22 protein-coding genes and 1 tRNA gene are annotated in these 22,094 nt (G+C 70.5%); 8 read left to right on the top strand and 15 right to left on the bottom strand.

What is annotated here, in order from left to right:
- Position 1: 1 nt before the first annotated feature.
- From HPY23_RS07230 to rpsA, 12 genes are all read right to left on the bottom strand, one after another.
- Positions 2–1,138 (bottom strand): DNA cytosine methyltransferase, encoded by a 1,137-nt coding sequence (locus tag HPY23_RS07230; RefSeq protein WP_289052523.1) that lies wholly within the window; start codon positions 1,136–1,138, stop codon positions 2–4.
- 1,182 nt (positions 1,139–2,320) lie between these two features.
- Positions 2,321–2,674 (bottom strand): hypothetical protein, encoded by a 354-nt coding sequence (locus HPY23_RS07225; protein WP_200602116.1) that lies wholly within the window; start codon positions 2,672–2,674, stop codon positions 2,321–2,323.
- A 70-nt stretch (positions 2,675–2,744) separates the two neighbouring features.
- Entirely contained in the window at positions 2,745–3,257 is a 513-nt protein-coding gene (locus HPY23_RS07220; RefSeq protein WP_200602117.1) for a hypothetical protein, read from the bottom strand.
- 109 nt (positions 3,258–3,366) lie between these two features.
- On the bottom strand, positions 3,367–3,714 hold the full coding sequence (locus HPY23_RS07215) for a hypothetical protein (RefSeq protein ID WP_200602118.1): 348 nt from the start codon (positions 3,712–3,714) through the stop codon (positions 3,367–3,369).
- Positions 3,715–4,244: 530 nt separating this feature from the next.
- Positions 4,245–4,321: transfer RNA gene (locus HPY23_RS07210), tRNA-Met, on the bottom strand.
- 123 nt (positions 4,322–4,444) lie between these two features.
- Positions 4,445–5,665, bottom strand: coding sequence for a tryptophan synthase subunit beta (trpB, locus tag HPY23_RS07205; protein ID WP_060845989.1), 1,221 nt, complete (start codon positions 5,663–5,665; stop codon positions 4,445–4,447).
- 52 nt (positions 5,666–5,717) lie between these two features.
- Positions 5,718–6,446, bottom strand: a complete 729-nt coding sequence (locus tag HPY23_RS07200; protein ID WP_091889430.1) for a phosphoribosylanthranilate isomerase — start codon at positions 6,444–6,446, stop codon at positions 5,718–5,720.
- A gap of 48 nt (positions 6,447–6,494) precedes the next feature.
- A complete protein-coding gene (gene lhpI, locus HPY23_RS07195; RefSeq protein ID WP_091889428.1) occupies positions 6,495–7,433 on the bottom strand; it encodes a bifunctional Delta(1)-pyrroline-2-carboxylate/Delta(1)-piperideine-2-carboxylate reductase in 939 nt (312 codons plus the stop codon).
- Positions 7,434–7,435: 2 nt separating this feature from the next.
- Positions 7,436–7,789: a lipopolysaccharide assembly protein LapA domain-containing protein gene (locus HPY23_RS07190; RefSeq protein ID WP_060845987.1), complete on the bottom strand. Its 354-nt coding sequence runs from the start codon at positions 7,787–7,789 to the stop codon at positions 7,436–7,438.
- Positions 7,790–7,906: 117 nt separating this feature from the next.
- Positions 7,907–8,233 (bottom strand): integration host factor subunit beta, encoded by a 327-nt coding sequence (gene ihfB / locus HPY23_RS07185; protein WP_060845986.1) that lies wholly within the window; start codon positions 8,231–8,233, stop codon positions 7,907–7,909.
- 68 nt (positions 8,234–8,301) lie between these two features.
- Positions 8,302–9,258, bottom strand: coding sequence for a signal peptide peptidase SppA (gene sppA, locus HPY23_RS07180; protein ID WP_060845985.1), 957 nt, complete (start codon positions 9,256–9,258; stop codon positions 8,302–8,304).
- Positions 9,259–9,509: 251 nt separating this feature from the next.
- Entirely contained in the window at positions 9,510–11,222 is a 1,713-nt protein-coding gene (gene rpsA / locus HPY23_RS07175) for a 30S ribosomal protein S1 (RefSeq protein ID WP_048428043.1), read from the bottom strand.
- Positions 11,223–11,826: 604 nt separating this feature from the next.
- On the opposite strand from rpsA, the gene HPY23_RS07170 reads away from it, so the two are divergent.
- The 7 genes from HPY23_RS07170 (at position 11,827) to HPY23_RS07140 (ending at position 19,263) form a co-directional block, all read left to right on the top strand.
- Entirely contained in the window at positions 11,827–12,306 is a 480-nt protein-coding gene (locus HPY23_RS07170) for a (2Fe-2S)-binding protein (protein WP_048428044.1), read from the top strand.
- Positions 12,307–12,323: 17 nt separating this feature from the next.
- Positions 12,324–14,645, top strand: coding sequence for a xanthine dehydrogenase family protein molybdopterin-binding subunit (locus HPY23_RS07165; RefSeq protein ID WP_091889448.1), 2,322 nt, complete (start codon positions 12,324–12,326; stop codon positions 14,643–14,645).
- Positions 14,646–14,855: 210 nt separating this feature from the next.
- Positions 14,856–15,260: a hypothetical protein gene (locus HPY23_RS07160; RefSeq protein WP_091753794.1), complete on the top strand. Its 405-nt coding sequence runs from the start codon at positions 14,856–14,858 to the stop codon at positions 15,258–15,260.
- A gap of 236 nt (positions 15,261–15,496) precedes the next feature.
- On the top strand, positions 15,497–16,579 hold the full coding sequence (locus HPY23_RS07155; RefSeq protein ID WP_091889426.1) for an alkene reductase: 1,083 nt from the start codon (positions 15,497–15,499) through the stop codon (positions 16,577–16,579).
- A gap of 206 nt (positions 16,580–16,785) precedes the next feature.
- The gene (locus HPY23_RS07150; protein ID WP_060845982.1) at positions 16,786–17,034 is read left to right on the top strand and encodes a DUF4170 domain-containing protein; all 249 of its coding nucleotides are present in this window, start codon (positions 16,786–16,788) and stop codon (positions 17,032–17,034) included.
- Between the two features lie 264 nt (positions 17,035–17,298).
- Complete coding sequence (locus tag HPY23_RS07145) at positions 17,299–18,243, top strand: ribose-phosphate pyrophosphokinase (RefSeq protein WP_060845981.1); 945 nt, start codon at positions 17,299–17,301, stop codon at positions 18,241–18,243.
- Positions 18,244–18,546: 303 nt separating this feature from the next.
- Positions 18,547–19,263: a DUF1013 domain-containing protein gene (locus HPY23_RS07140; RefSeq protein WP_060845980.1), complete on the top strand. Its 717-nt coding sequence runs from the start codon at positions 18,547–18,549 to the stop codon at positions 19,261–19,263.
- Between the two features lie 348 nt (positions 19,264–19,611).
- On the opposite strand, the gene nusG is transcribed toward HPY23_RS07140, so the two are convergent.
- Both nusG and HPY23_RS07130 read right to left on the bottom strand, forming a co-directional pair.
- The gene (gene nusG / locus HPY23_RS07135) at positions 19,612–20,307 is read right to left on the bottom strand and encodes a transcription termination/antitermination protein NusG (protein ID WP_091889424.1); all 696 of its coding nucleotides are present in this window, start codon (positions 20,305–20,307) and stop codon (positions 19,612–19,614) included.
- 34 nt (positions 20,308–20,341) lie between these two features.
- Complete coding sequence (locus tag HPY23_RS07130; RefSeq protein WP_060845978.1) at positions 20,342–20,554, bottom strand: hypothetical protein; 213 nt, start codon at positions 20,552–20,554, stop codon at positions 20,342–20,344.
- Positions 20,555–20,852: 298 nt separating this feature from the next.
- On the opposite strand from HPY23_RS07130, the gene HPY23_RS07125 reads away from it, so the two are divergent.
- Positions 20,853–21,551: a LexA family transcriptional regulator gene (locus tag HPY23_RS07125; RefSeq protein ID WP_244537657.1), complete on the top strand. Its 699-nt coding sequence runs from the start codon at positions 20,853–20,855 to the stop codon at positions 21,549–21,551.
- 28 nt (positions 21,552–21,579) lie between these two features.
- On the opposite strand, the gene HPY23_RS07120 is transcribed toward HPY23_RS07125, so the two are convergent.
- Positions 21,580–21,984, bottom strand: a complete 405-nt coding sequence (locus tag HPY23_RS07120) for a hypothetical protein (protein ID WP_091748865.1) — start codon at positions 21,982–21,984, stop codon at positions 21,580–21,582.
- Positions 21,985–22,094: the final 110 nt, after the last annotated feature.

The raw sequence follows: 22,094 nt of genomic DNA, 5'->3' as shown, positions 1-22,094 counted from the left end.
GCTACCTCGGGCGTGCGTGCGACGTGACGTGGTGGAGCAGGCTTTTGCCGATCGCTTCCCCGAGCTTGACCGGGACCGCGTTGCCGATCAGACGCCCGATGTTCTTGAGCTCGACGGGGGCACCCGAGGGAACGAAGCGATAGCCTGGCGGAAAGCTCTGCAGAAGAGCGCCCTCGCGCAAGGACAGGGCTCGATCCTGTTCGGGATGGCCGAAACGCCCGCTACCGAAGCCGTAGTATTGGGTGGTGATCGTGGGCGACGGTTCACTCCACGACATTCGACCGTAGACGCCGGGATAGGTTTTTCCCGTGGCCTTGGAGTGGCACTTGGCGACGAGCGACGGAGGCCAATCCTTCCAAGACCCCCCGGGCCTGGAAGCTCGAATGCGGGTGAGGTTCAACGCCGACAGACCCGCCGAAACGTGCAGCGGGTCTTCGGCATCGGCCTCTCCGGCGCTCAGCTTGGGAAGATGGCCGATCACGTCCCGAACCGCCAACTCGGCGTTCACGTCGGGCGGGAGGAGCTCGATCGGGCCAAGCTTCGACGCCAGCAGAACGAGACGCCTTCTGCTCTGGGGCACGCCGTAACGCACGCACTCGACGACCTGATGCCTCACCTCGAACCCGGCATCCTCCAGCGACCTGACGAAGTCCTCGAAGACGCTCTCGCGTTCCAGCTGAGGGACGTTCTCCATGGTGACGAGATTGGCGCCGGACTCGAAGACCAGACGCCCGAACTCGGACAGCAGGTTCCATCGCTCATCCTCCGAAGATTTGTGAGCCTGTCGGTATGACGAGAAAGGCTGACACGGGGCACAGCCTGCCAATAGCCTGTACGGATTGTCGCCGAATATTTGCTTCAGGCTATCTCCGGTCAGATCGGCTACGGAAATTTTAAGAAAATCAACTTTATTGTTATCCGAGTACGGATACTCGCAAGCAGCATCCAAATCGACGCCCAGGCGAACGTCTACTCCGACGTTCTTCAGGCCATAGGTCAGGCCGCCGGCGCCGCAGAACAAGTCGATCGCCACGATACCGGTTGGCCGGTGTTCCGGCTCCCGCTCAAAGATTCGGATCGACCTGCGTGCCTTGCGCTCGGCGCGACGCTGGGCGATCCGACCGAAACGGTGTTTCACCAGGCGGTCTCGGTTGCCCCTACCCATGTTGGATCCTCGGCCATTCCGTAGCGACGGTGCCATAGGTGCCTGCAAGTTTCAGAAGGCCACGGGACGGCTGGGGTACGGACGGAACGAGCGAAGCTCGGATGTTCGATGGGCGTGCCGGACGGAGGCGGTTCCGATCGAGAGCGGACGCGACTGGTAGGGCTCGAACATCGACGTGGAGGGTCCGGTGAGGGGCTTCGCGAGGGTGGGAACCCTGCGAATCGTAAGCCGGATTATACGGAGCCCGAAGCTATGCCGTCACCTAGCGCTCGGATCGGATCCCCAACCTATAGTTGCCGGCGACGTCTGGCCGTCGAGCAACGTTCTCACGAACTCGGCGCCGCGTTCGGCTCGCCGCGCGTTCGCATCCGCCTTAGGACCCGTTCACAGGATCGATAATGGCCGCGCACGTCGAAGCGAGCCGGTGGCGGGTTCACCTTGAGGTTACGAAATCGTTCACGACATTGAGCTTTTTCGAGTGATCCACGCTATCCACCGATACGCGATCGCGCGCTACCTAAGTGCTCGGGCCGCGTTGACGCCGAACCCTGCGGTTCTGTATCTGTTTCCCTACGCCTCGACGCCGCTCCATGCGCTTCCTGCCCGGTGCCGGAGCCCCATCCCGCCCTCGAAGCTGATGCTCGGGCGGACCCAGCCCGGAAAGCTCTCCCGATAACCCTGCGCGCCCCGCGAAAACGGGTGACCCGCCGGCGTTCCGACCGGCCCGTGACGGCTGTCGCCATTCCTGGCCGGCGTCGCGTCCCCCGCACCGAACCGAAACCTTCCGGGGTCTGACCGGGCCGCGATCGCGGCCGGCTGCCTCAAGCATGGAGGCAGCTGACATGTCTAGTTCCCACACTGGCGGGAAGCATAGGCGTTCCAAAATCGCCTTCCTGATCTGCTGAACGCGGGTCGAGCGCTTGAGCTCAATGTCGGTGATCTCCGTGTTCGCCTCGCACAGAGTACGGACTTCGGCTTGGAGGCACTGGTGATGCTCGAAGAAGAGAGGGTATCCTGGTCTGCAGGCACCATGGCACGGCCTGCCCTACCGTCCAGTTTTCGGGGTTCCCCCGATTCGTACGCATCCAGGTCAGGATTCCGAACCCTCGAGGGCCGGATTTCGGAAACAGAATAAGACACTTACGCGGTTCTTTCTTAATCCGTTTCCGAAATTCCCGGATCCTCCTGGCGATCCCACTCAACGAGGGCCTCCTCGACGAGCTCGGCAACCTTCTGCGCCGCGGCGCGAGCGCGCTTCTCCCGGATGGCGACGATGCGGGTCAGGGACGTCCCCGGGGCGGAGACGACGAGTGCGCCGTCGGCGCGCAGGCGGACCGCCGCGAGGAGGGTTTCATCCTGGACGGGGGGCCGCCCCTCCACCTCCGATATCGACGCGGCCAATCGGGCGCGGTCGGCGCGAAGGCCCTCCAGCCGGGCGTCCACGTCGGCGAGGGCCTCCTTCATCCGCGTCAGCGTCCCCTGCCTCACAGCCTCCCGCAGATCGCCCATGTCTCCCTCCCTGCAGGAAGGCATCCTCGGGCCGGCCGGGGACCGGGGCAAGCCCAGGCGGGTGCGGATATCAGGCCAGCCGATCGGTCAGCGTCATCAGGCGCCGGGCCATCTTCTCCTGCGAGGCGCCCCGGCCGTCGCACCAGCCGTCGAAGGTCTTGCGGGAGACCCGCAGCCAGTGGGCCGCGGCGTCCCGGCTCCCGACCGCCTTCGCCCAGGCCTTGCAGACCTCGGCGAACGGGCGCGGATCCGCCTCCCAATCGATGGGCTCCGGCAAGGGGCCCAGTGGGGTGTTGGCCACCGAGGCGGCGGTGGTCTCGTCGGCGTAGGGGTCGAGGCGCGGGTCGTCGGGCCCGATCCGACCGGCACCGAGCTCGCGGTCGAAGCGCGAGAACCAGGTCGAGGTGTTGCTCTGCGTGACCAGCCCACGGGGCGGCTTGAAGACGGCCGCCATGTGCTGCCCGACGAGCTCCTGGCGACCAAGCAGGGCGCGATAGGCCGACATGGCCGCCGAAGGCGTGCCGTAGCTCGCGTTCTCCAGGATGTCGCCCTCTTGGGCGCGCAGGCGGACGATCCAGCTCACAGACGCTCTCCCGGTTCACTCGCCAACGAGCCCCGCGCCGGTCGGCACGGAGCTCGGGGAGCCATCGTGGATCAGGGTTGCCGGAGGCGGTGCCCCCGGCGGATTGGCCTCAGGCCTCGGCGGCCTGGCTGGCTTCCCAGATCTCGGACTGGAGCTGGGCGCTCATGACGCCGACGCTCTCTTCGTCGGTGAGGTAGACGACCAGGGCCCGGTAGGAGCGGCCGTAGATCACCGTCTCCTCGCCAGAAGCGAGAACGGAGCCGTCGCCGAGGACGGCGATCGCGTCCGAGCTCAGACCGGGCAGGTTGATGCCGTCCGAGACGGTCTCGGCAGGGTAGCTGAGGCTGGCGATCTCGGCGATCGCGGTGTCGAGCTCGTCCTGCGTCAGCACGTCGTTGAGGGCGCGCTCGATGGTGGCGTTGTTGGCGAGGGTGGCGGCGGTGATGCGCACGGTCATGGTCGTCTCCATCTTCGGCCCGGATCGCCCCGGGAGGCCTCGGCGTCGCTGCCGGTGAGTTGAAGATACCGCAATCTGCGGTACTTTCAAGGGCCGTCGTAAGGGAAAATTCACCGCGCCTCGCGCTTGCGCCGCCAGCAGCCCGCATGCCCTCCTCCGGGTGGTGCGCGGGAGAACGGCAATGGGATGGCGGGCTGCGGACGAATACGACCGGCAGGAGCGCGACCGGATCCGGACCCTCCCCCTGCGGGAGCGCTACGCGTGGGGGAGGCTCGCCGCCGTCGGGATCGGCCTGGCGGCCGCGGCCGCGTGGCTGTGGTGGCGACACGGATGAGGCGCGAGCCCGGCGCTTGGCACTCGCAACGCGGGATGAGAGCCTGGCCTCTCACGCCCCGCCCGAGCGTCCAATTCGGGCGGCGCGGACGGCAAGCGTGCAGAAAAGTCCGCCCGAGTTCCGCCCGAACAGCAAAAAGCCCCGGACGGGAAGTCCAGGGCCTCGGCTCTAAGTGCCTGTTCAGGCAGAAGGTTTTTGGTAGCGGAGGAGGGATTTGAACCCCCGACACAAGGATTATGATTCCTCTGCTCTGACCAACTGAGCTACTCCGCCCCGCTGCGGCCGGTCCGTGTGCGCCGCTGCGATGGCGGCGGTATAGGGGGAGGCCGGCGGGGCTGTCAAGGAACCGTCGCAGGCCTTTTTGCGCCGCGCCATCCAGGGCGCGGCGCGGGCGGATCAGAGGGCGTCGCCGAGGATCTCGGCGACCTGGGGGATGTCCTTGTCGCCGCGGCCCGAGAGGTTGACGACCATCAGGTGGTCGCGCGGCAGGCTCGGGGCGAGCTCGGCGACCTTGGCGAGGGCGTGGGCGGGCTCGAGGGCCGGGATGATGCCTTCCATCAGCGAGCAGAGCCGGAAGGCCTCCAGGGTCTCCGTATCGGTCGCCGACAGGTAGGTGACGCGGCCCATCTCGTGCAGCCAGGCGTGCTCGGGGCCGATGCCCGGGTAGTCGAGGCCGGCGGAGATCGAGTGCGCGTCGGCGATCTGGCCGTCGCCGTCCATCAGGAGGTAGGTGCGGTTGCCGTGCAGCACGCCCGGCTTGCCGCCGGTGAGCGAGGCCGCGTGCAGGCCGCTCGACACGCCGTGGCCGGCCGCCTCGACGCCGTAGATCGCGACCTCGCGATCGTCGAGGAAGGGGTGGAACAGCCCCATGGCGTTCGAGCCGCCGCCGATGCAGGCGACGAGCGAGTCCGGCAGGCGGCCCTCCATCTCCAGCATCTGCGCCTTGGTCTCGACGCCGATGATCGACTGGAAGTCGCGCACCATCGCCGGATAGGGATGCGGGCCGGCCACCGTGCCGATGCAGTAGAAGGTGTCGGCGACGTTGGTGACCCAGTCGCGCAGGGCCTCGTTCATCGCGTCCTTGAGGGTGCGGGTGCCGGACTCGACCGGGATGACCTCGGCGCCCAGCATCTTCATCCGGAAGACGTTCGGCTTCTGCCGCTCGACGTCGACCGCGCCCATGTAGACGACGCATTTGAGGCCGAAGCGGGCGCACAGGGTCGCGGTGGCGACGCCGTGCTGGCCGGCGCCGGTCTCGGCGATGATCCGCGGCTTGCCCATGCGCCGGGCGAGCATGATCTGGCCCAGCACGTTGTTCACCTTGTGCGAGCCGGTGTGGTTCAGTTCCTCGCGCTTGAAGAAGATCTTCGCGCCGCCGAGGTGCTGGGACAGGCGCTCCGCGTAATAGAGCGGGCTCGGCCGGCCGACGTAATGGGTGAGGTAGCCGTTCATCTCGGCCTGGAAGGCCGGGTCGGCCTTGGCGGCGGCGTAGGCCTCCTCCAGGGCGAGGATGTTCGGCATCAGGGTCTCGGCGACGAAACGGCCGCCGAAGATGCCGAAGCGGCCGCGCTCGTCGGGGCCGGTGCGGAACGAGTTCGGATTCTGGGGAGCGGTCACGGCGGGAGCTCTGCCTCTGGAGGGATTCGCGAAAGAACTGTGTCGGCGGGGCTTACGCCCTTCGCGCCGCAGGGGCAATTTCTGGTGCGGTCGCACCCCCGGCGACCCGCGCGGCGGACCCGTTCGTGCCTGCGGCGGCTTTGGCGGCCGACACGAAGGCGGCGATGCGCTCGGGATCCTTGCGGCCGGGGCTCGACTCGACGCCCGACGACACGTCGACCGCCCGGGCGGCCGTGATCGCCACGGCGTCGGCCACCGTGTCGGGCGTCAGGCCGCCCGAGAGCATGAACGGATCGTCCCGGCCGGCACCGGCCAGCAGCGACCAGTCGAAGGCGTGGCCGTTGCCCCCGGGCAGGACCGCGCCTGGCGCCGGCTTGGCGTCGAAGAGCAGCCGGTCGGCGATGCCGCGGTAGCGGGCGGCGCGGGCAAGATCGTCGGCGGTGGCGATGCCGAGCGCCTTCATCACCGGGAGCCCGGTCCGCGCGCGAAGCACCGCCACCCGCTCGGGGCTCTCGCTGCCGTGGAGCTGGAGCCAGTCGGGACGGAGCGCCGCCACCGCCGCCGCGACGAGGGCGTCGTCGGGATCGACCAGCAGCACCACCCGCTCGGTCCGGCCGAGGGCCTGTCGCGACAGGGCGGCACCGTGGTCGAGGTCGACGTGGCGCGGGCTCTTGGGAAAGTGGACGAGGCCGATCTGGTCGGCCCCTGCTGCCAGGGCGGCCTCGACCGTCTCGGGCGTGCTGAGACCACAGATCTTGACGAGGAAGGGTGCGGGCGACATGCCCCGATTATAGGGCGTCGGGCGCCCGCCCGCACGGGTGTTGCGCGCTCACGCCGACGGCGCCGGGCTCTCCCAGACCGCGATGGCCGCGGCGAGGTCCTCGATCGCGGCGCCGACCGACTTGAACACCGTGATCTCGTCCGGTGAGGCTCGTCCGGGCGCCTCGCCCCGGCACAGGGCGGCGAGGTCGCCCGTCACCGTCTCGGGGGCGAGCGCGCCGGACGCGATCGCCACCGCCACGTCGCCGCCCTTCTTGAGGGCGTCGGGCGTGTCGACGTAGAGCGGACCGCGCCGCAAGGCCGCGTCGTCGGCCTCGCGCATCGCCGGCGTGAAGGCGCCGACGAGGTCGAGATGGGTGCCGGGCCGCAACCACTCGCCCCGCACCAGCGGCTCGGTCGACAGGGTGGCGCAGGAGACGAGATCCGCCTCCCCGACCGCCGCCGCGAGATCGGTCACCGGCTCGGCGTCGAACCCCTCGGCGGCGAGGATCTCGGCGAGTCGCCGCGCGCCCTCGGGCCGGCGGTTCCAGACCGCGACGCGGCGGATCGGCCGCGCGGCCGCGTGCGCCCGCACCAGATAGGGGGCGAGGGCACCCGCCCCCACCATCACCATCCGGGCGGCGTCCGGCCGGGCGAGGTGGCGGGCGGCGAGCGCCGAGGCGGCGGCGGTGCGCCACACGGTCAGGCGGGCGCCGTCGAGGAGCGCCAGCGGCCGGCCGTCGCGGCCACCGCAGAGCAGGACCCCGCCCTGGATCGTGTCGAGCCCGTTCGCCCGGTTGCCCGGAAACAGGGTCAGGATCTTGATGCCGACATAGTCGGCGGTCCAGGCCGGCATCAGCAGAAGCGAGGCCCCGTCGGGGGCGGTCTCGATCGGGTGATGGTGGCGCGTCGGTACCGTGGCGCCGGCTCGGAAGGCGGTGGCGAGCGCGTCGGCCAGGCGGGCGTGGTCGAGCGCCGCGTCGATCTCGCCCTCGCCGATCCACCGCATGGTCAGGCGCGGCCGACCGGGGCCGGCAGGGCGGTGCGGCCGATCGTGGCCGGGGCCGGGGCGGCCTGGCGCAGGCGCTCGGCCTCTTGGCGCAGGCGGGACAGCTCGCGGCCCTTGGCGCGGCGGTCGCGGCGGTTGTCGCCCTGGCCGAGCCAGGAGCCGACGCCGCCCACGACGACGCCGAGCGCCACCGCGGCGAAGATCAGCGCGTAGAGCGGCATCTGCAGGCTGAAGGCCGGCGTGCCGTTGGTGAACGGATCGAAGGAGAGCATCACCGGCTGGCGGTTGGCCACCGCCAGCAGCACGACCACGATCGCGATGGGCAGCAGGATCAGGCCCTTGAGGAAGCGGATCATCGAAAAACCCGGTCTTTCGTCGGTGATGCGGAAGGGGGCGGGACCGCCGGAGGGAGCCCCGTCGAACAAAATTGTAACGCGCGGGCGCGCCGGCGCCAGGGGGGCGCCGCGGCCCGGTCAGCCCAGGGCGGCCTCGGCCCGGCTCGGCTCGTCGGCGCCGATCCCGGCGGCGTTCAGGCGCAGCCGCATCTCCTTGCCGGTCTTGAAGACGGGAATCGCCTTCTCGGCCACCGCCACGGCGGCGCCGGTGCGCGGGTTGCGGCCCCGCCGCGCCTCCCGGCGCTTGACCGAGAACGCACCGAAGCCCCGCAGTTCGACCCGGTCGCCCCGCGCCAGGGCGTCGGCGATCGTGTCGAGGATCGCGTTGACGATGTTCTCGACGTCGCGCTGGTAGAGGTGCGGGTTCTGCTCGGCGATCTTGAGGACCAGCTCTGACTTGATCATGGAGTATCGTCTCGACTGAGGCGGGGCCGGCCGGGGAGATGCGCGGGGTCGCGTCTCGGTGAGGGTCCTTACGGGCGCCAGACCGCGAGGAGCCCGCCCTGCGACAGGGCGGCCGTCTCGGAACCGGCCTGCTGCAGCCTGGCGGCGAGCTCGTCGTAGCCCAGCAGGCCCGCGCCGGCGGCGGCGGCCGAGAACAGGCCGAAGCGGTTGTCGGAGCGCGGCTTCCAGTCCCGCACCGGCAGGTTCTTGGCCACGCCCTTCTCGCGCTCGAGCCAGGCGATGGCCTGGCGCTCGTTGCCGGTCTCGTCGATCAGGCCGAGCGGCACGCTCTGGCGGCCGCTGAACACCCGGCCGTCCGCCACCGCCTTGATCTGGTCGGGGTTCATCTTGCGGCGCTCGGCCACCAGGTCCTTGAACCAGCCGAAGGTGTCGCCGACGATCGCCTGCAGGGCCTCGCGGGCGGCGGGCGGGGTCGGGTGGAAGCCGCTCGGCTCGGCCTTGAGCGGCGAGGACTTCACCTCCTCGACCTTGACCCCGACCTTGTCGAGGAGCCCGGAAACCTCGGGGTACTGGAACAGCACGCCGATCGAGCCGACGAGGGAGGTCTCGCGGGCGACGATGTGATCGGCGGCGATCGCCGTGATGTAGGCGCCGGACGCCGCCGTACCGTCCACGAAGGCGACGATCGGCTTCTTCTCGGCCAGCGTGCGCAGGTTGCGGAAGAGCTCTTCCGAGCCGGTGGTGGTGCCGCCCGGCGAGTTGATCGCGACGACGACGCCCGAGACCGCGCTCGACTCGCCCACGCGCTTCATCAGCTCGCGGGTCTTCTCGCTGCCGGCGATGAAGCCGTCGATGCTGATGCGGGCGATCTGCGGGGTGACGGCGGAGAACCCCGTGCCCCCGGCCGCCCGCCAGCCGACCGCACCGGCGGCGACGATCAGCGCCCCGATCCCGACCGCGCGCCAGACCGACAGCTTCCGGCGCAAGGAACGCCGGTCGAGGAGAAGTTCAGCATCGATGGCCATGCGGCGCCCGTATCCTGGTCCGACCTCCGGGTGCGCCCGCCCGGCAGGGGTTTCCCCTGCAAGTCCTTGGCGCACCTCGCTCCCGGCGTGTTCTACCCCCGGCCGTCGCGCAGCGGCAAGAGCGGGATTGGCGGCATCCCCCTCCCCGCTCGGGAGAAAGCCGACATGAGGACGCCCGCGCGGAGGGCTGCTCCGCGCGGGCGTCCGAATCGTCGAGGGGTGTCCGGGCCTTCGTGGCCCGGACGGGTCCCTTACTTCTTGTCGGCCTGGCGGGCCTTGAGGGCCGCGCCGAGGATGTCGCCGAGCGAGGCGCCCGAATCGGCGGAGCCGAACTGGGCGATCGCCTCCTTCTCCTCGGCCATCTCGAGGGCCTTGATGGAGAGCTGGACGCGGCGGGCCTTGCGGTCGAACTGCGTCACGCGGGCGTCGAGCTTCTCGCCGGCGGCGAAGCGCTCGGGGCGCTGGTCGTTGCGCTCGCGGGCGAGGTCGGCGCGGCGGATGAAGGCCTGGAGATCGGAATCGACGATCTTGACCTCGATGCCCGAGTCCTTGACCTCGAGCACCTCGCAGGTGACGACCTGGTTCTTGCGGATGCCGTCACCGGCATCGGCGAAGGGGTCGCCGGCGAGCTGCTTGATGCCGAGCGAGATGCGCTCCTTCTCGACGTCGACGTCGAGAACCTGGGCGCGCACCACGTCGCCCTTCTTGAACTCGTCGATGACCTGCTCGCCCGGACGGTTCCAGTCGAGGTCCGAGAGGTGGACCATGCCGTCGACGTCGCCCTCGAGGCCGATGAACAGACCGAACTCGGTCTTGTTCTTGACCTCGCCCTCGACCTCGGTGCCGGCCGGGTGCTTCTCGGAGAAGGCCTCCCACGGGTTCTGCAGGGTCTGCTTGAGACCGAGCGAGATGCGGCGCTTGACCGGATCGACTTCCAGGATCTGGACCTCGACCTCCTGGGAGGTGGAGACGATCTTGCCCGGATGGACGTTCTTCTTGGTCCAGCTCATCTCCGAGACGTGGATCAGGCCCTCGATCCCCGGCTCCAGCTCCACGAAGGCGCCGTAGTCGGTGATGTTGGTCACGCGGCCCTTGAGCTTGGCGTCGACCGGGTAGCGGGCGGCGATGCCCTCCCACGGATCGGCGAGCAGCTGCTTGATGCCGAGCGAGATGCGGTGCGTCTCGTGGTTGATCTTGATGATCTTGACCTTGACGGTCTGACCGATGTTGACCACCTCGGACGGGTGGTTGACGCGGCGCCACGCCATGTCGGTGACGTGCAGCAGGCCGTCGATGCCGCCGAGGTCGACGAACGCACCGTACTCGGTGATGTTCTTGACCACGCCGTCGATGACCTGACCCTCTTCGAGGTTGGCCACCAGCTCGGAGCGCTGCTCGGCCCGGCTCTCCTCGAGCACGGTACGACGCGACACCACGATGTTGCCGCGGCGGCGGTCCATCTTGAGGATCTGGAACGGCTGCGGCGTGCCCATCAGCGGGGTGACGTCGCGGACCGGACGGATGTCGACCTGCGAGCGCGGCAGGAACGCCACGGCGCCGTCGAGGTCGACGGTGTAGCCGCCCTTGACCTGGTTGAAGATCGTGCCGCTGACGCGCTCGTTGTTCTCGAACGCCTTCTCGAGCTTGACCCAGCTCTCCTCGCGGCGCGCCTTGTCGCGCGAGATGACGGCTTCGCCGAGGGCGTTCTCGATGCGGTCGACGTAGACCTCGACCTCGTCGCCGACGCCGATCGGCTGGTCACGGCCGGGGCCCGTGAACTCCTTGAGGGCGACGCGGCCCTCGGTCTTCGCCCCGATGTCGATGACGGCGACGTCCTTCTCGATCGCCACCACGCGGCCCTTGACCACGGAACCTTCCGTGATCTCGTGCTCGCGGAACGACTCTTCCAGAAGGGCGGCGAAATCTTCGCGGCTCGACGAGGCGCCTTGCAAACCTGCGGACATCTATGCTCCTTTTCGCCCCACCCTATCCGGGGGGACGGCGCCGGCGGCTCGTATCGACGGGCCGCTTCCGCCCGCCGGAGTCCCGAGAGATGTCTCGGAACCGCCGCGCCCCGAAACGGGACGCGGGCCGGCGCATGATCGACGGGCAGAAACGTGTGCTCCGAAGGTCCCAGCCGGGGCGCGGTGCGGACGGGCGCAGGCCCGGCACGCGGCATCCCGGCATGGGACGACCGGAGATCGGCCCGATACACGAAAATCGAACTCCCGGCAAGGCGTTGCACCGGTTCGCCGCGGCAACCTGACGGTGAGCAGGCGGCTTGCCGACACGCGCCGGTCCGGGTTACCCATCCCTAGCCTTAAATCATTCTCATGTTCGGGCGTGGTGCGGGGCTTCCGACGCGTCGGCCGGCGGGATGCATCCCGGGGCGGGGCGTCCAAGATGCAGGAACGCACGCCGCACGCACGGCGTGAGGGAGGAGAGCGGCGCGGTCCGGTCCGGGGGGCCGGGGCGCCGCGAGACCGCAATCGACGAGAGGGAGGCGGCGCCGCGACCGGAATCGTGTCCGCGGGGCGCCGGCAAGCCTCCCGAAGCCGGAGGGCGACGATGATCAAGCTCAACGTGAACGGGGAGGAGCGCCGCTTCGACGGCGACCCCGAAATGCCGCTCCTGTGGTACCTGCGGGACGAGCTCGGCCTGACGGGCACCAAGTTCGGCTGCGGCGTCGCGGCCTGCGGCGCCTGCACCATCCATGTCGGCGGCACCGCGATGCGGGCCTGCCAGACCCCGGTCTCGGCCGCGGACGGCCAGCCGGTCGTGACGATCGAGGGCCTGTCTCCGGACGGCAACCACCCGGTCCAGGCGGCCTGGCGCGAGCTGAACGTGGCGCAGTGCGGCTACTGCCAGACCGGGCAGATCATGCAGGCGGCGGCGCTCCTCAAGGAGACCCCGAAGCCGACCGATGCCGACATCGACAACCAGATGAGCGGCAACCTGTGCCGCTGCGGCACCTATCCGCGCATCCGCGCCGCCATCAAGCAGGCGGCGGGGCTGACCCCGAAGGCCGGCCAGGGAGATCGCCTGTGATTCACGACCTCTCCTTCATGACCGCCGCCCCGGCCGACGAGCCGGTTTCCGCGATCGAGAAGGCCTCGCCCGGCCAGCTCAGCCGCCGCGGCCTGCTGGCGGGCGCCGGCGCCCTGGTGCTCGCCCTGTCGCTCAAGCCCCAAGGCGCGCTCGCCGCCGACCCGCCGAAATTCGGCGCCGACGGCATGCCGCATGGCTGGCGCGACGACCCGACCCTGTTCGTGGCGATCGCCCCGGACGGCACCGTCACGGTCACCTGCATCCGCGCCGAGATGGGCCAGGGGGTTCGCACCTCGGTGGCCTTCGTCATCGCCGACGAGCTCGAGGCCGACTGGGCCAAGGTCAAGGTCGTCCAGGCGCACGGCGACGAGGAGCGCTTCGGCAACCAGGACACCGACGGCTCGCGTTCGCTCCGGCACTTCTTCATGCCGATGCGCCGCGCCGGTGCCGCCGCCCGCACGATGCTGGTCGCCGCCGCCGCCAAGCAGTGGAACGTGCCGGCCGCCGAGGTGACGGCGGAGAACCACGCCCTCGTCCACGCCAAGTCCGGCCGCCGGATCGGTTTCGGCGAGGTGGCGCAGGCCGCGGCCTCCATGCCGGTGCCCGACCGCGCGACGGTGACGCTCAAGGACCCGTCGGCCTTCCGCTACATCGGCAAGGGCCGCGTCGGCCTGATCGACAATGTCGGCATCACCACCGGCAAGGCGCAGTACGGCCTCGATACCCGCGTCGAGGGGATGCTCTACGCCGTGGTCGCCCGTCCGCCGGTCTTCGGCGGCAAGGTCAAGAGCTTCGACGAGGCCGCCGCCCTGAAGGTGCCGGGCGTCGTCAAGGTCGTGACCATCGATCCCCCGGCCCCGCCCTACGAGTTCATGCCGACCGGCGGCGTCGCGGTCATCGCCCGCAACACCTGGGCGGCGATCAAGGGCCGCGAGGCCCTGAACCCGACCTTCGAGGACGGGCCGAACGCCAGTTACGATTCCGACGCCTACCGGGCCACCCTGGAAGAGGCCGTGCGCAAGCCCGGCAAGGTGGTGCGCCAGGAGGGCGACGTCGACGCGGCGATGAAGAAGGCGGTGAAGCGCCTCGAGGCCGAGTACTACATCCCCCACCTCGTCCAGGCCCCGATGGAGCCGCCGGCCGCGACCGTCAGGATCGCCAAGGACGGCGCGATCGAGGCCTGGGGCTGCGTGCAGTCCCCGCAGGCCGCCCGCGACCGCATCGCCAAGCGCCTCGGGGTCGACCCGAAGGCCGTCACGGTGAACGTGACGCTGCTCGGCGGCGGCTTCGGCCGCAAGTCGAAGCCCGACTACTTCGTCGAGGCGGCGCTCTGCTCGAAGGCGATGGACGGCGCCCCGGTCAAGCTGACCTGGACCCGCGAGGACGACCTCCACCACGGCTACTACCACACCGTCTCGGTGGAGCGGCTGGAGGCCGGCCTCGACGACAAGGGCATGCCGGTCGCCTGGCTGCACCGCAGCGCGGCCCCGACCATCGGCTCGACCTTCGTGGCCGGCGCCAAGGAGCAGATCCCGATCGAGCTCGGGATGGGCCTCGTCAACGTGCCGTTCGCCATCCCCAACATGCGGATGGAGAACCCGCCCGCCGACGCGCATGTCCGCATCGGCTGGTTCCGCTCGGTGTCGAACATCCCGCGGGCCTTCGCGGTGCAGTCCTTCATCAACGAGCTCGCCCACATGGCCGGCCGCGACCCGAAGGACTACCTCCTCGACGTCATCGGCCCGGCCCGGATCATCGACCCGGTCAAGCTCGGCGACGCCTGGAACTACGGCGAGGATCCCTCGCGCTATCCGTTCGATACCGGGCGCCTGCGCAACGTGATCGAGACGGTGGCGAAGGGCGCCGGTTGGGGCCGCAAGGTCGACAAGGGCCGTGGCCTCGGCATCGCCGCGCATTACAGCTTCGTCAGCTACACGGCTGCCGTGGCCGAGGTCTCGGTCGGGCCGAAGGGCGAGGTCACCGTCGAGCGGGTCGACATCGCCATCGACAGCGGCCAGCAGGTCAACCCGGAGCGGGCGCGCTCGCAGCTGGAAGGCGCCGTGGTGATGGGCATGGGCCTCGCGCTCACCGCCCAGATCACCTTCAAGAACGGCCGCGCCGTCCAGGACAACTACGACACCTACGAGCTGACCCGGATCAACGAGGCGCCCAAGATCATCAACGTGCACCTCGTGCAGGGCGGTGGCTGGGACAAGCCGCTCGGCGGCGTCGGCGAGCCCGGCGTGCCGCCGGTGGCGCCGGCCATCGCCAACGCGATCTTCGCGGCGACCGGCCGGCGCATCCGCCAGCTGCCGATGCGCGACAAGCTGAGCGCGTGAGCCGGAGAACCCGCGGGGCACCCTAGCCCCGTGGAATCGGACGACCAGGGCCGCTTCCCGCCGGGAGGCGGCCCTTTTTTCTGCCGGTTTTTCCCGTCCGCCCGAGCCCCGTGGGGAACCCCCGCCCCCGGGCGGGTGTTCGCGACGATGAGCCGGACGCGCCGAGGTTCGGTGCCCGCCACGGCTCGCGCAAAGGGAGAGAGATCCGCCATGAAGCTCGTCCTCGCCGCCGGCCTGCTGGCCGGTCTCGCCGGCCCGGCCTTCGCCGGCGCCTGCGGCACCGAGATCTCGTCCCTGGAGCCGCGCCTCGACGCCAAGGGCCGCGAGACCATCGCGGCGTCGAGCGGCGGCAAGGAAGTGGCGGCGCGGCGCGAGGCCCAGGCCGAGGCGGCGACCGAGAAGGGTACCAGCCCCTCCGCCCTCCCGAAGGGCCCGGAGCCCGGCTCCGCCGAGACCAAGTCGATCGCCGACGTCGCCAAGGCGAGCGGCGGCGGCACCGGCGTGATGGAGGCCCGCGCCAGCCTCAATCGCGCCCGCGAGCTCGACAAGAAGGGCGACGAGGCCGGCTGCATGAAGGCGGTGTCGGACGCCAAGGAGCAGATGGACAGGTCGTGAGCCCCGGCCCGGTTTAGTGCACCTCACAAAACTCCCGACGCAATGTCGCTGCCACAACAAGCCGAGGCAGTGATCGGGAGTTTTGTGAGAGACACTTAATCCGTCCCGGGACGTGAGGCAGCGCACATCGCGGTCCGGGCGGCCCGCTCCGGCCCTGGTCCGCTGCGCTGCAGCACCCACATCACCCGTGTATCGCCCGGCCCTTGAAGCCGGGCTCGATCCGGAGACGAGCCCACGTGACCTCCCTGTTCGACCCGATCCAGCTCGGCGCCATCCAGGCTCCGAACCGCATCCTGATGGCGCCGCTGACCCGTGGCCGCGCCTCGCGGACCCACGTCCCGACCCCGATCATGGCGGAATACTACCGCCAGCGCGCCAGCGCCGGCCTGATCATCAGCGAGGCGACCGGCATCTCGCAGGAAGGCACCGGCTGGCCCTTCGCCCCGGGCCTGTGGAGCCCTGAGCAGGTCGAGGCCTGGAAGCCGGTGGTCGCCGCGGTTCACGAGGCCGGCGGGCGCATCGTCGCGCAGCTCTGGCACATGGGCCGGGTGGTCCATCCCGACTTCCTCGGCGGGCAGGCGCCGGTTTCGGCCTCCGCCACCACGGCGCCCGACCAGGCCCACACCTACGAGGGCAAGAAGCCCTACGCCGAGGCGCGGCCCCTGCGCGAGGACGAGATCCCGCGGCTGCTCGCCGATTATGCCAAGGCCGCCCGCAACGCGGTCGAGGCCGGTTTCGACGGGGTGCAGATCCACGCCGCGAACGGCTACCTGATCGACCAGTTCCTGCGCTCGGGCACCAACCTGCGCCAGGACCGCTACGGCGGTCCCGTGGAGAACCGCATCCGGCTGCTGTCCGAGGTCGCCCGTACCGTGGCCGATACCGTCGGGGCCGACCGCACCGGCGTGCGCCTGTCGCCGAACGAGCCGATCCAGGGCGTCGACGATCCCGAGCCCGAGGCGCTGTTCCCGGCCGCCGCCGCTGCGCTCTCGCAGATCGGCGTCGCCTTCCTGGAGCTGCGCGAGCCGGGCCCGAACGGCACCTTCGGCAAGGCCGCCCGCCCGGCGGTGGCGCCCGCCATCAAGGCCGCCTTCCGCGGGCCGCTGGTGCTGAATTCGGACTACGACGGCCCGAAGGGACAGGCCGCCCTCGACGAGGGCCGCGCCGACGCGATCGCGTTCGGCCGCACCTTCATCGCCAACCCCGACCTGCCGGAGCGGATCGCCAAGGGCGCTCCCCTCAACAAGGACAACTACAAGACCTGGTACAGCCAGGGGCCCGAGGGCTACATCGACTATCCCTCTCTCGACGCCGCCTGAGGGCGGCTTCTGCCGACCCTCGACGCCGCATGAGGGCGTCGTCACGGATCCTGGCGGCGCGCGGGGCCCGGCCGCGTGCGCCGCACCATGATCCGGCTTGACGCGGAACCCCGCGTTTGCGACGCCGCTCGACGCCTGCCCACGGGGCGGGCGTCGTCCGTCGGACCGGATGGGCGGCATCATCGCGGCACGCGGAGACGAGGCGCATGAGCAACCCGGGCAACACTCCTGCCAGCTCCCAGGAGCCCAAGCAGCTCCTCCACCTGGTGTTCGGTGGCGAGCTGACCGACCTCGACAGCGTTACCTTCCGCGACCTCTCGAAGCTCGACGTGGTCGGCATCTTCCCCGACTACGCCAGCGCCGCCATGGCCTGGAAGGCGAAGGCGCAGCAGACGGTCGACAGCGCCCAGACGCGCTACTTCATCGTGCATCTCCACCGGCTGCTGCAGCCCTGAGGCGAATGCTTGCGTCCAGGCATGCAGTCACCGCGCATGTGAAACGCGGGGACTTGCGCATGCCGGCGCACATGAAAGCATTGTGACGATATCCCGGCACTGGTAAGAGCCTCGCCCGTCACACATGAGAGCATCGCCGCGCGAGGGGCCCGCATTCGCGCGCCGCGCGATGCGATCCCTCCCCTCACCCCGGCGCGCGCGGTCTCTACGAGGGCACCGCGCGGCAGCGCCGGGGCTCGCGGCGCGGGCCACGATGGAAGCACGATGAAATCCTCGATCAAGATCGTCGCCGGCAATGCGAGCCGCCCGCTGGCCGAGGCGATCGCGGCCTATCTCGAGAAGCCGCTGGCGGTCTGCTCCGTGCGCCGCTTCGCCGACATGGAGATCTTCGTCGAGCTCCAGGAGAACGTGCGCGGCGAGGACGTGTACATCGTCCAGTCGACCTCGTTCCCGGCCAACGATCACCTGATGGAACTGCTCATCATGATCGACGCCGCGCGGCGCTCCTCGGCGCGGCGCATCACCGCCGTGATCCCGTATTTCGGCTATGCCCGCCAGGACCGGCGCACCTCGGGCCGGACCCCGATCTCGGCCAAGCTCGTCGCCAACCTCATCACCGAGGCCGGCGCCGACCGGGTGATGACCCTCGACCTGCATGCCGGCCAGATCCAGGGCTTCTTCGACATCCCGACCGACAACCTGTTCGCCGCCCCCGTGATGGTGCGCGACATCAAGGAGCGGATGGACCCCGCCGACATGATGGTGGTGTCGCCCGACGTCGGCGGCGTGGTCCGCGCCCGCGCGCTCGCCAAGCGCATCGACGCGCCGCTGGCCATCGTCGACAAGCGCCGCGACCGGCCCGGCGAGTCCGAGGTCATGAACATCATCGGCGAGGTCGAGGGCCGCTCCTGCATCCTCGTCGACGACATCGTCGATTCCGGCGGCACCCTCGTCAACGCCGCCGAGGCCCTGCTCGCCAAGGGCGCCAAGGACGTCTCGGCCTACATCACCCACGGCGTGCTCTCGGGGGGGGCGGTGTCGCGCATCGCCTCCTCGAAGCTCAAGGAGCTGGTGATCACCGACTCGATCCAGCCGACCGCCGCGGTCAAGCTCGCCCGCAACATCCGGGTCGTGACCATCGCGCCGCTGCTCGGCGAGGCGATCGGGCGCACCGCCGACGAGTCGAGCGTCTCGAGCCTGTTCGCCTGATCGCGCCGCGACGCCCGCCGGCCTCGTCCGGCGGGCGCAAGATGATCCGGGCCCGAAAGTCGGTCCGAATGCCCGCACGTCCCCCGCGAAACCGGTTTGCACCGGGCCGGCGACGCGCCTATATATCGGGCGATTCCCTCACAGCGTGAGACAGGCCGTCCCGATCATCCCGGGACGCCGGCGGGGCCGAAAGGCTCCGCCCCGGGCGCCCTGTCGCCGCCGAGGGGCCCGTGTCGCAAGGCCGCCTCCCGAGGGAGCGGCCGCCGCGCTTCCGCCGGGCGGGAGCGCCCCGAGGAGGTGTGTATGTCCCAGGGTCCGTTGATGCCGAAGGCGACGGCCGTCTGGCTCGTCGAGAACACGTCGCTGTCCTTCGATCAGATCGCCGACTTCTGCAAGCTCCACCCCCTCGAGGTGAAGGGCATCGCCGACGGCGAGGTGGCGGCCGGCATCAAGGGGCTCGACCCGGTCTCGACCGGCCAGCTCACCCGCGAGGAGATCGAGCGGGCGCAGACCAATCCGAACCACCGCATGAAGGTGGCGGTGTCCAAGGTGAAGCTGCCTGAGGTCAAACGCACCAAGGGCCCGCGCTACACCCCGCTGTCGCGCCGCCAGGACCGGCCGAACGCCATCCTGTGGCTGCTGCGCAACCACCCGGAGCTGAAGGACGCGCAGGTGATGCGCCTCGTCGGCACCACCAAGGCGACGATCCAGCAGATCCGCGAGCGCACCCACTGGAATTCCGGCTCGCTGCAGCCCATGGACCCGGTGACGCTGGGCCTGTGCTCGCAGATCGACCTCGACTTCGAGGTCCAGCGCGCCGCCAAGGACCGTCCGGTGGTCGATGCCGCCGAGGGCGGCGCCACCCTGATGCCGCCCGAGCTCTCGGTCATGCCCGAGCCCGAGGACCACGACGAGCGCCGCCCCGGCCGTGGCGACGAGCGCCTCGATGCCGATTCGGTGTTCGCCCGCCTCAAGCCGATGCGCAAGGGCGAGCAGGACGAGGACGACGACGAGTACTGAGCGGCGGTCGCACGTCGATTGGAATACTTCTGCGCCCGAGCCCTCCCGTCCCCGGGGGGGCGAACCCAGTGAGCCGGCGGAGGGCTGCCGCTCCAGGTCGGGGTGTCGCGGTCCGGTGGACGGCTCCCGGACCTGCGTCGCGCTGCCCGTCTCGGGCCCCGCGCACGAACGTTTCCCAAGGCGGGGCCTCCCCTTGCGGGATCGTGGCTGTCGCATCTGCACGAGCGCGTGGAACATCGGTCGCGACGCGGCGCGGTTTCGCCGGGCTATCGCCGTTATCCCCGTGAGATCGTCCGACCGCCGGACGGTCGACCGGAATCCAGGGACTGCGACGGCCCACGGCCCGGGTCAGGCGCGATCGTCCGGCTCCCGCACGATCCGGTCCTCGTCGAGCACCACCGGCGTCTCGCGTCCGAAGAGCGACAGGGCGACCCGGTAGCGCCGACGGGCGGGGTCGATCCCCTCCACCGTGCCGCTGAGCGCCGCGAGGGGACCCGTCGCCACCCGCACGCCGTCGCCGAGAGCGAACAGGAGTGCCGCGACCGCCTCCGCGTCGCCACCGTCCGCGTCATCACCCTCCCGTCCATCCTTGCGGCCGTGCCCGGTGATCGCGTCGGCGAAGCCCTGGAGCACGGCGGGTGCGATCACGACGGCGCGGCCGTCGCGAAACAGGACACGGTCGACGCCCGGATGCGCCTCGACCCGGGCGAGGTCGGCATCGTCGCGCAGGCCGACGAAGACCAGGCGGTGAAGGAGAGGCACCCGGGCGGTGCGGCGATGGCCCGAGGGCGAGGTCAGCTCGATCTCCTCCCGCGGATCGAAGGCGGCGATACCGATCGCTTCGAGATCGCGGGCCGCGCGCGCGGCCCAGCGCGGCCTCGTCTCGGCGACGAGCCAGACCCGGTCGGCGCAGAGTACGATCCGGGCCGGGCGGACCCGCCGACGGCGGCGACGCCGGATCTCGACCGCCCGATCCACCGGGGGCCGGTCATGCGCCAGGGCCTCCCGCCGGCGGCGGGCGATGCGGCGCTTGCCCTTGGTCATGCCGCCCTCCCCGGATGCCGGCGGGCGGCGCGGTTCAGGCCGGGCCGGACGGATCGCGGGGAGGATCCGGCGGACTCTCGGACCCGGGATCCTCGGCGGCATCCCGCGTCATTGCCGCGGTCGCGGTCACGATCCGCGAGCGGACCATCAGGAACAGGCCGACCCCCGCCGCGAGGGTCCAGAGCACGATCAGGGCAACCTTCATGCGCTTCTCCTGCACCGGCGCGAGCCGCGAGGCGAGCACCATCGCGCCCGGGACTCCGCCCGGCTCCCGCGGCGACCCGGGATCGCGGCGATTGGCCGCCGGCTCCCCGATCGGGCGGTCCGCGGAGGACGGCGAGGAAACGGTGGACCATCGGGAAACTCCCGCAACGAGGGGACGGCGCAAGACCGGCTTCGGGGTAGGGTGCGGGGGGAAGGAGAGCAGGCGCGAACAGCGCTGCTCGCCGGACCCGGCATGGGCATCGGGCATGCCTTGCGATGAGGATCATTACATGATGTAGTGATCCTTCTCAATACCTCAAGTGTCGGGAGCGGTCGCTGAGGTGATCAAGCTGGGAGAGAACCGGGTGCGGACCGCCCAGGGAGAGCGATTGCGGCAGGCGCGGCTGGCCGCCGGCTATCGCTCGGCGCGGGATGCCGCGCTGCAGAATACGTGGCCGGAGAGCACCTACCGGGCGCACGAGGCCGGGACCCGGACGATCGGCCAGGACGACGCCGAGCGCTACGCCGCGCGTTTCCGCCGCGACGGCGTCGAGGTCACCGCCAAGGGCCTCCTGTTCGGCGACGACGAGGCGGGTGAGGCATCCGCGGAGGGCGGGCAGGTCGTGGGAGTGAAGGGGTTGATCAGCGCCGGCGGCCTGATCGAGACCGGCGACGAGCAGCTCGGGCCGGGGGGCGACCTCTTCCGCATCACGGTGCCGTTCGGGGTCCCGCCGGGCACCGCGGCATTCCGGGTCGCCGGCCTGTCGATGTACCCGAAATACGAGCCCGACGACGTGGTGCTCTGCGCCGAGGCCGGTGAGAGCCCGGACCGGCTGCTCGACCTCTACGCTGCGGTCGCCACGGTCGAGGGGCACCGCTACCTGAAGAAGATCCTGCGCGGCTCGCAGCGGGGCACCTACCACCTCGAGAGCCACAACGCGCCCCTGATGCCGGATTGCCGCCTGGCCTGGGCCTCGGGCATCATCGGCACGGTGCATGCGCAGCACTGGAGCCGGCTGTGCGCCGGCACCAAAGGCTGATCGCTGCGTCCTGCAGCGATCGACCGGATCAGTCGGCCTGCGCGACCCGGGTCGAGCGGCGCTGCGCCGTCCAGCGGCCGGAGCACAGGGCGGAGACGCTCCAGGTACCGGCGCCGGAATTGGCCTGGAGCCGGCCCGAGGCGGCGCCGCTGGCCGAGCCGTGGCGCACGGTCAGCCCGACCTGGCCATCCGACCCGATGCGCCCGCTCACGCTCGCGCCGCCCTCTCCCGCCGAGGCCACCCGCACGTCGCCGCCGTCGATCGCGAGGGCGACGGTGTAGCGGCTGTCGCACAGGCCCGATTCGGTAACGAGCTGCACCGACCACGTGCCGTTGAAGCCGGCACCCGCCCCGCGCCCGTCGGCCGCCGCCGGCTGCAGGCTGGCCGGCAGGGCGGCGCACAGGACGAGAGCGGCGATGGACGGCTTGCGCATGGAAGAACCCCCTCTGGATCGTTCGGTGTTCGCCGACATTGCGCGCGTGGCCGGTCTCTCGCGCGGTTCCACTCGAACCGTGATGCGATGACGGGAGGCCGCGGGGTCGG

It is taken from the genome of Methylobacterium ajmalii (assembly GCF_016613415.1).
In the GTDB taxonomy this organism is placed as follows: domain Bacteria; phylum Pseudomonadota; class Alphaproteobacteria; order Rhizobiales; family Beijerinckiaceae; genus Methylobacterium; species Methylobacterium ajmalii.
Note: the sequence above shows the minus strand (reverse complement) of the source record. Positions and strands in the feature narration are given on the sequence as shown.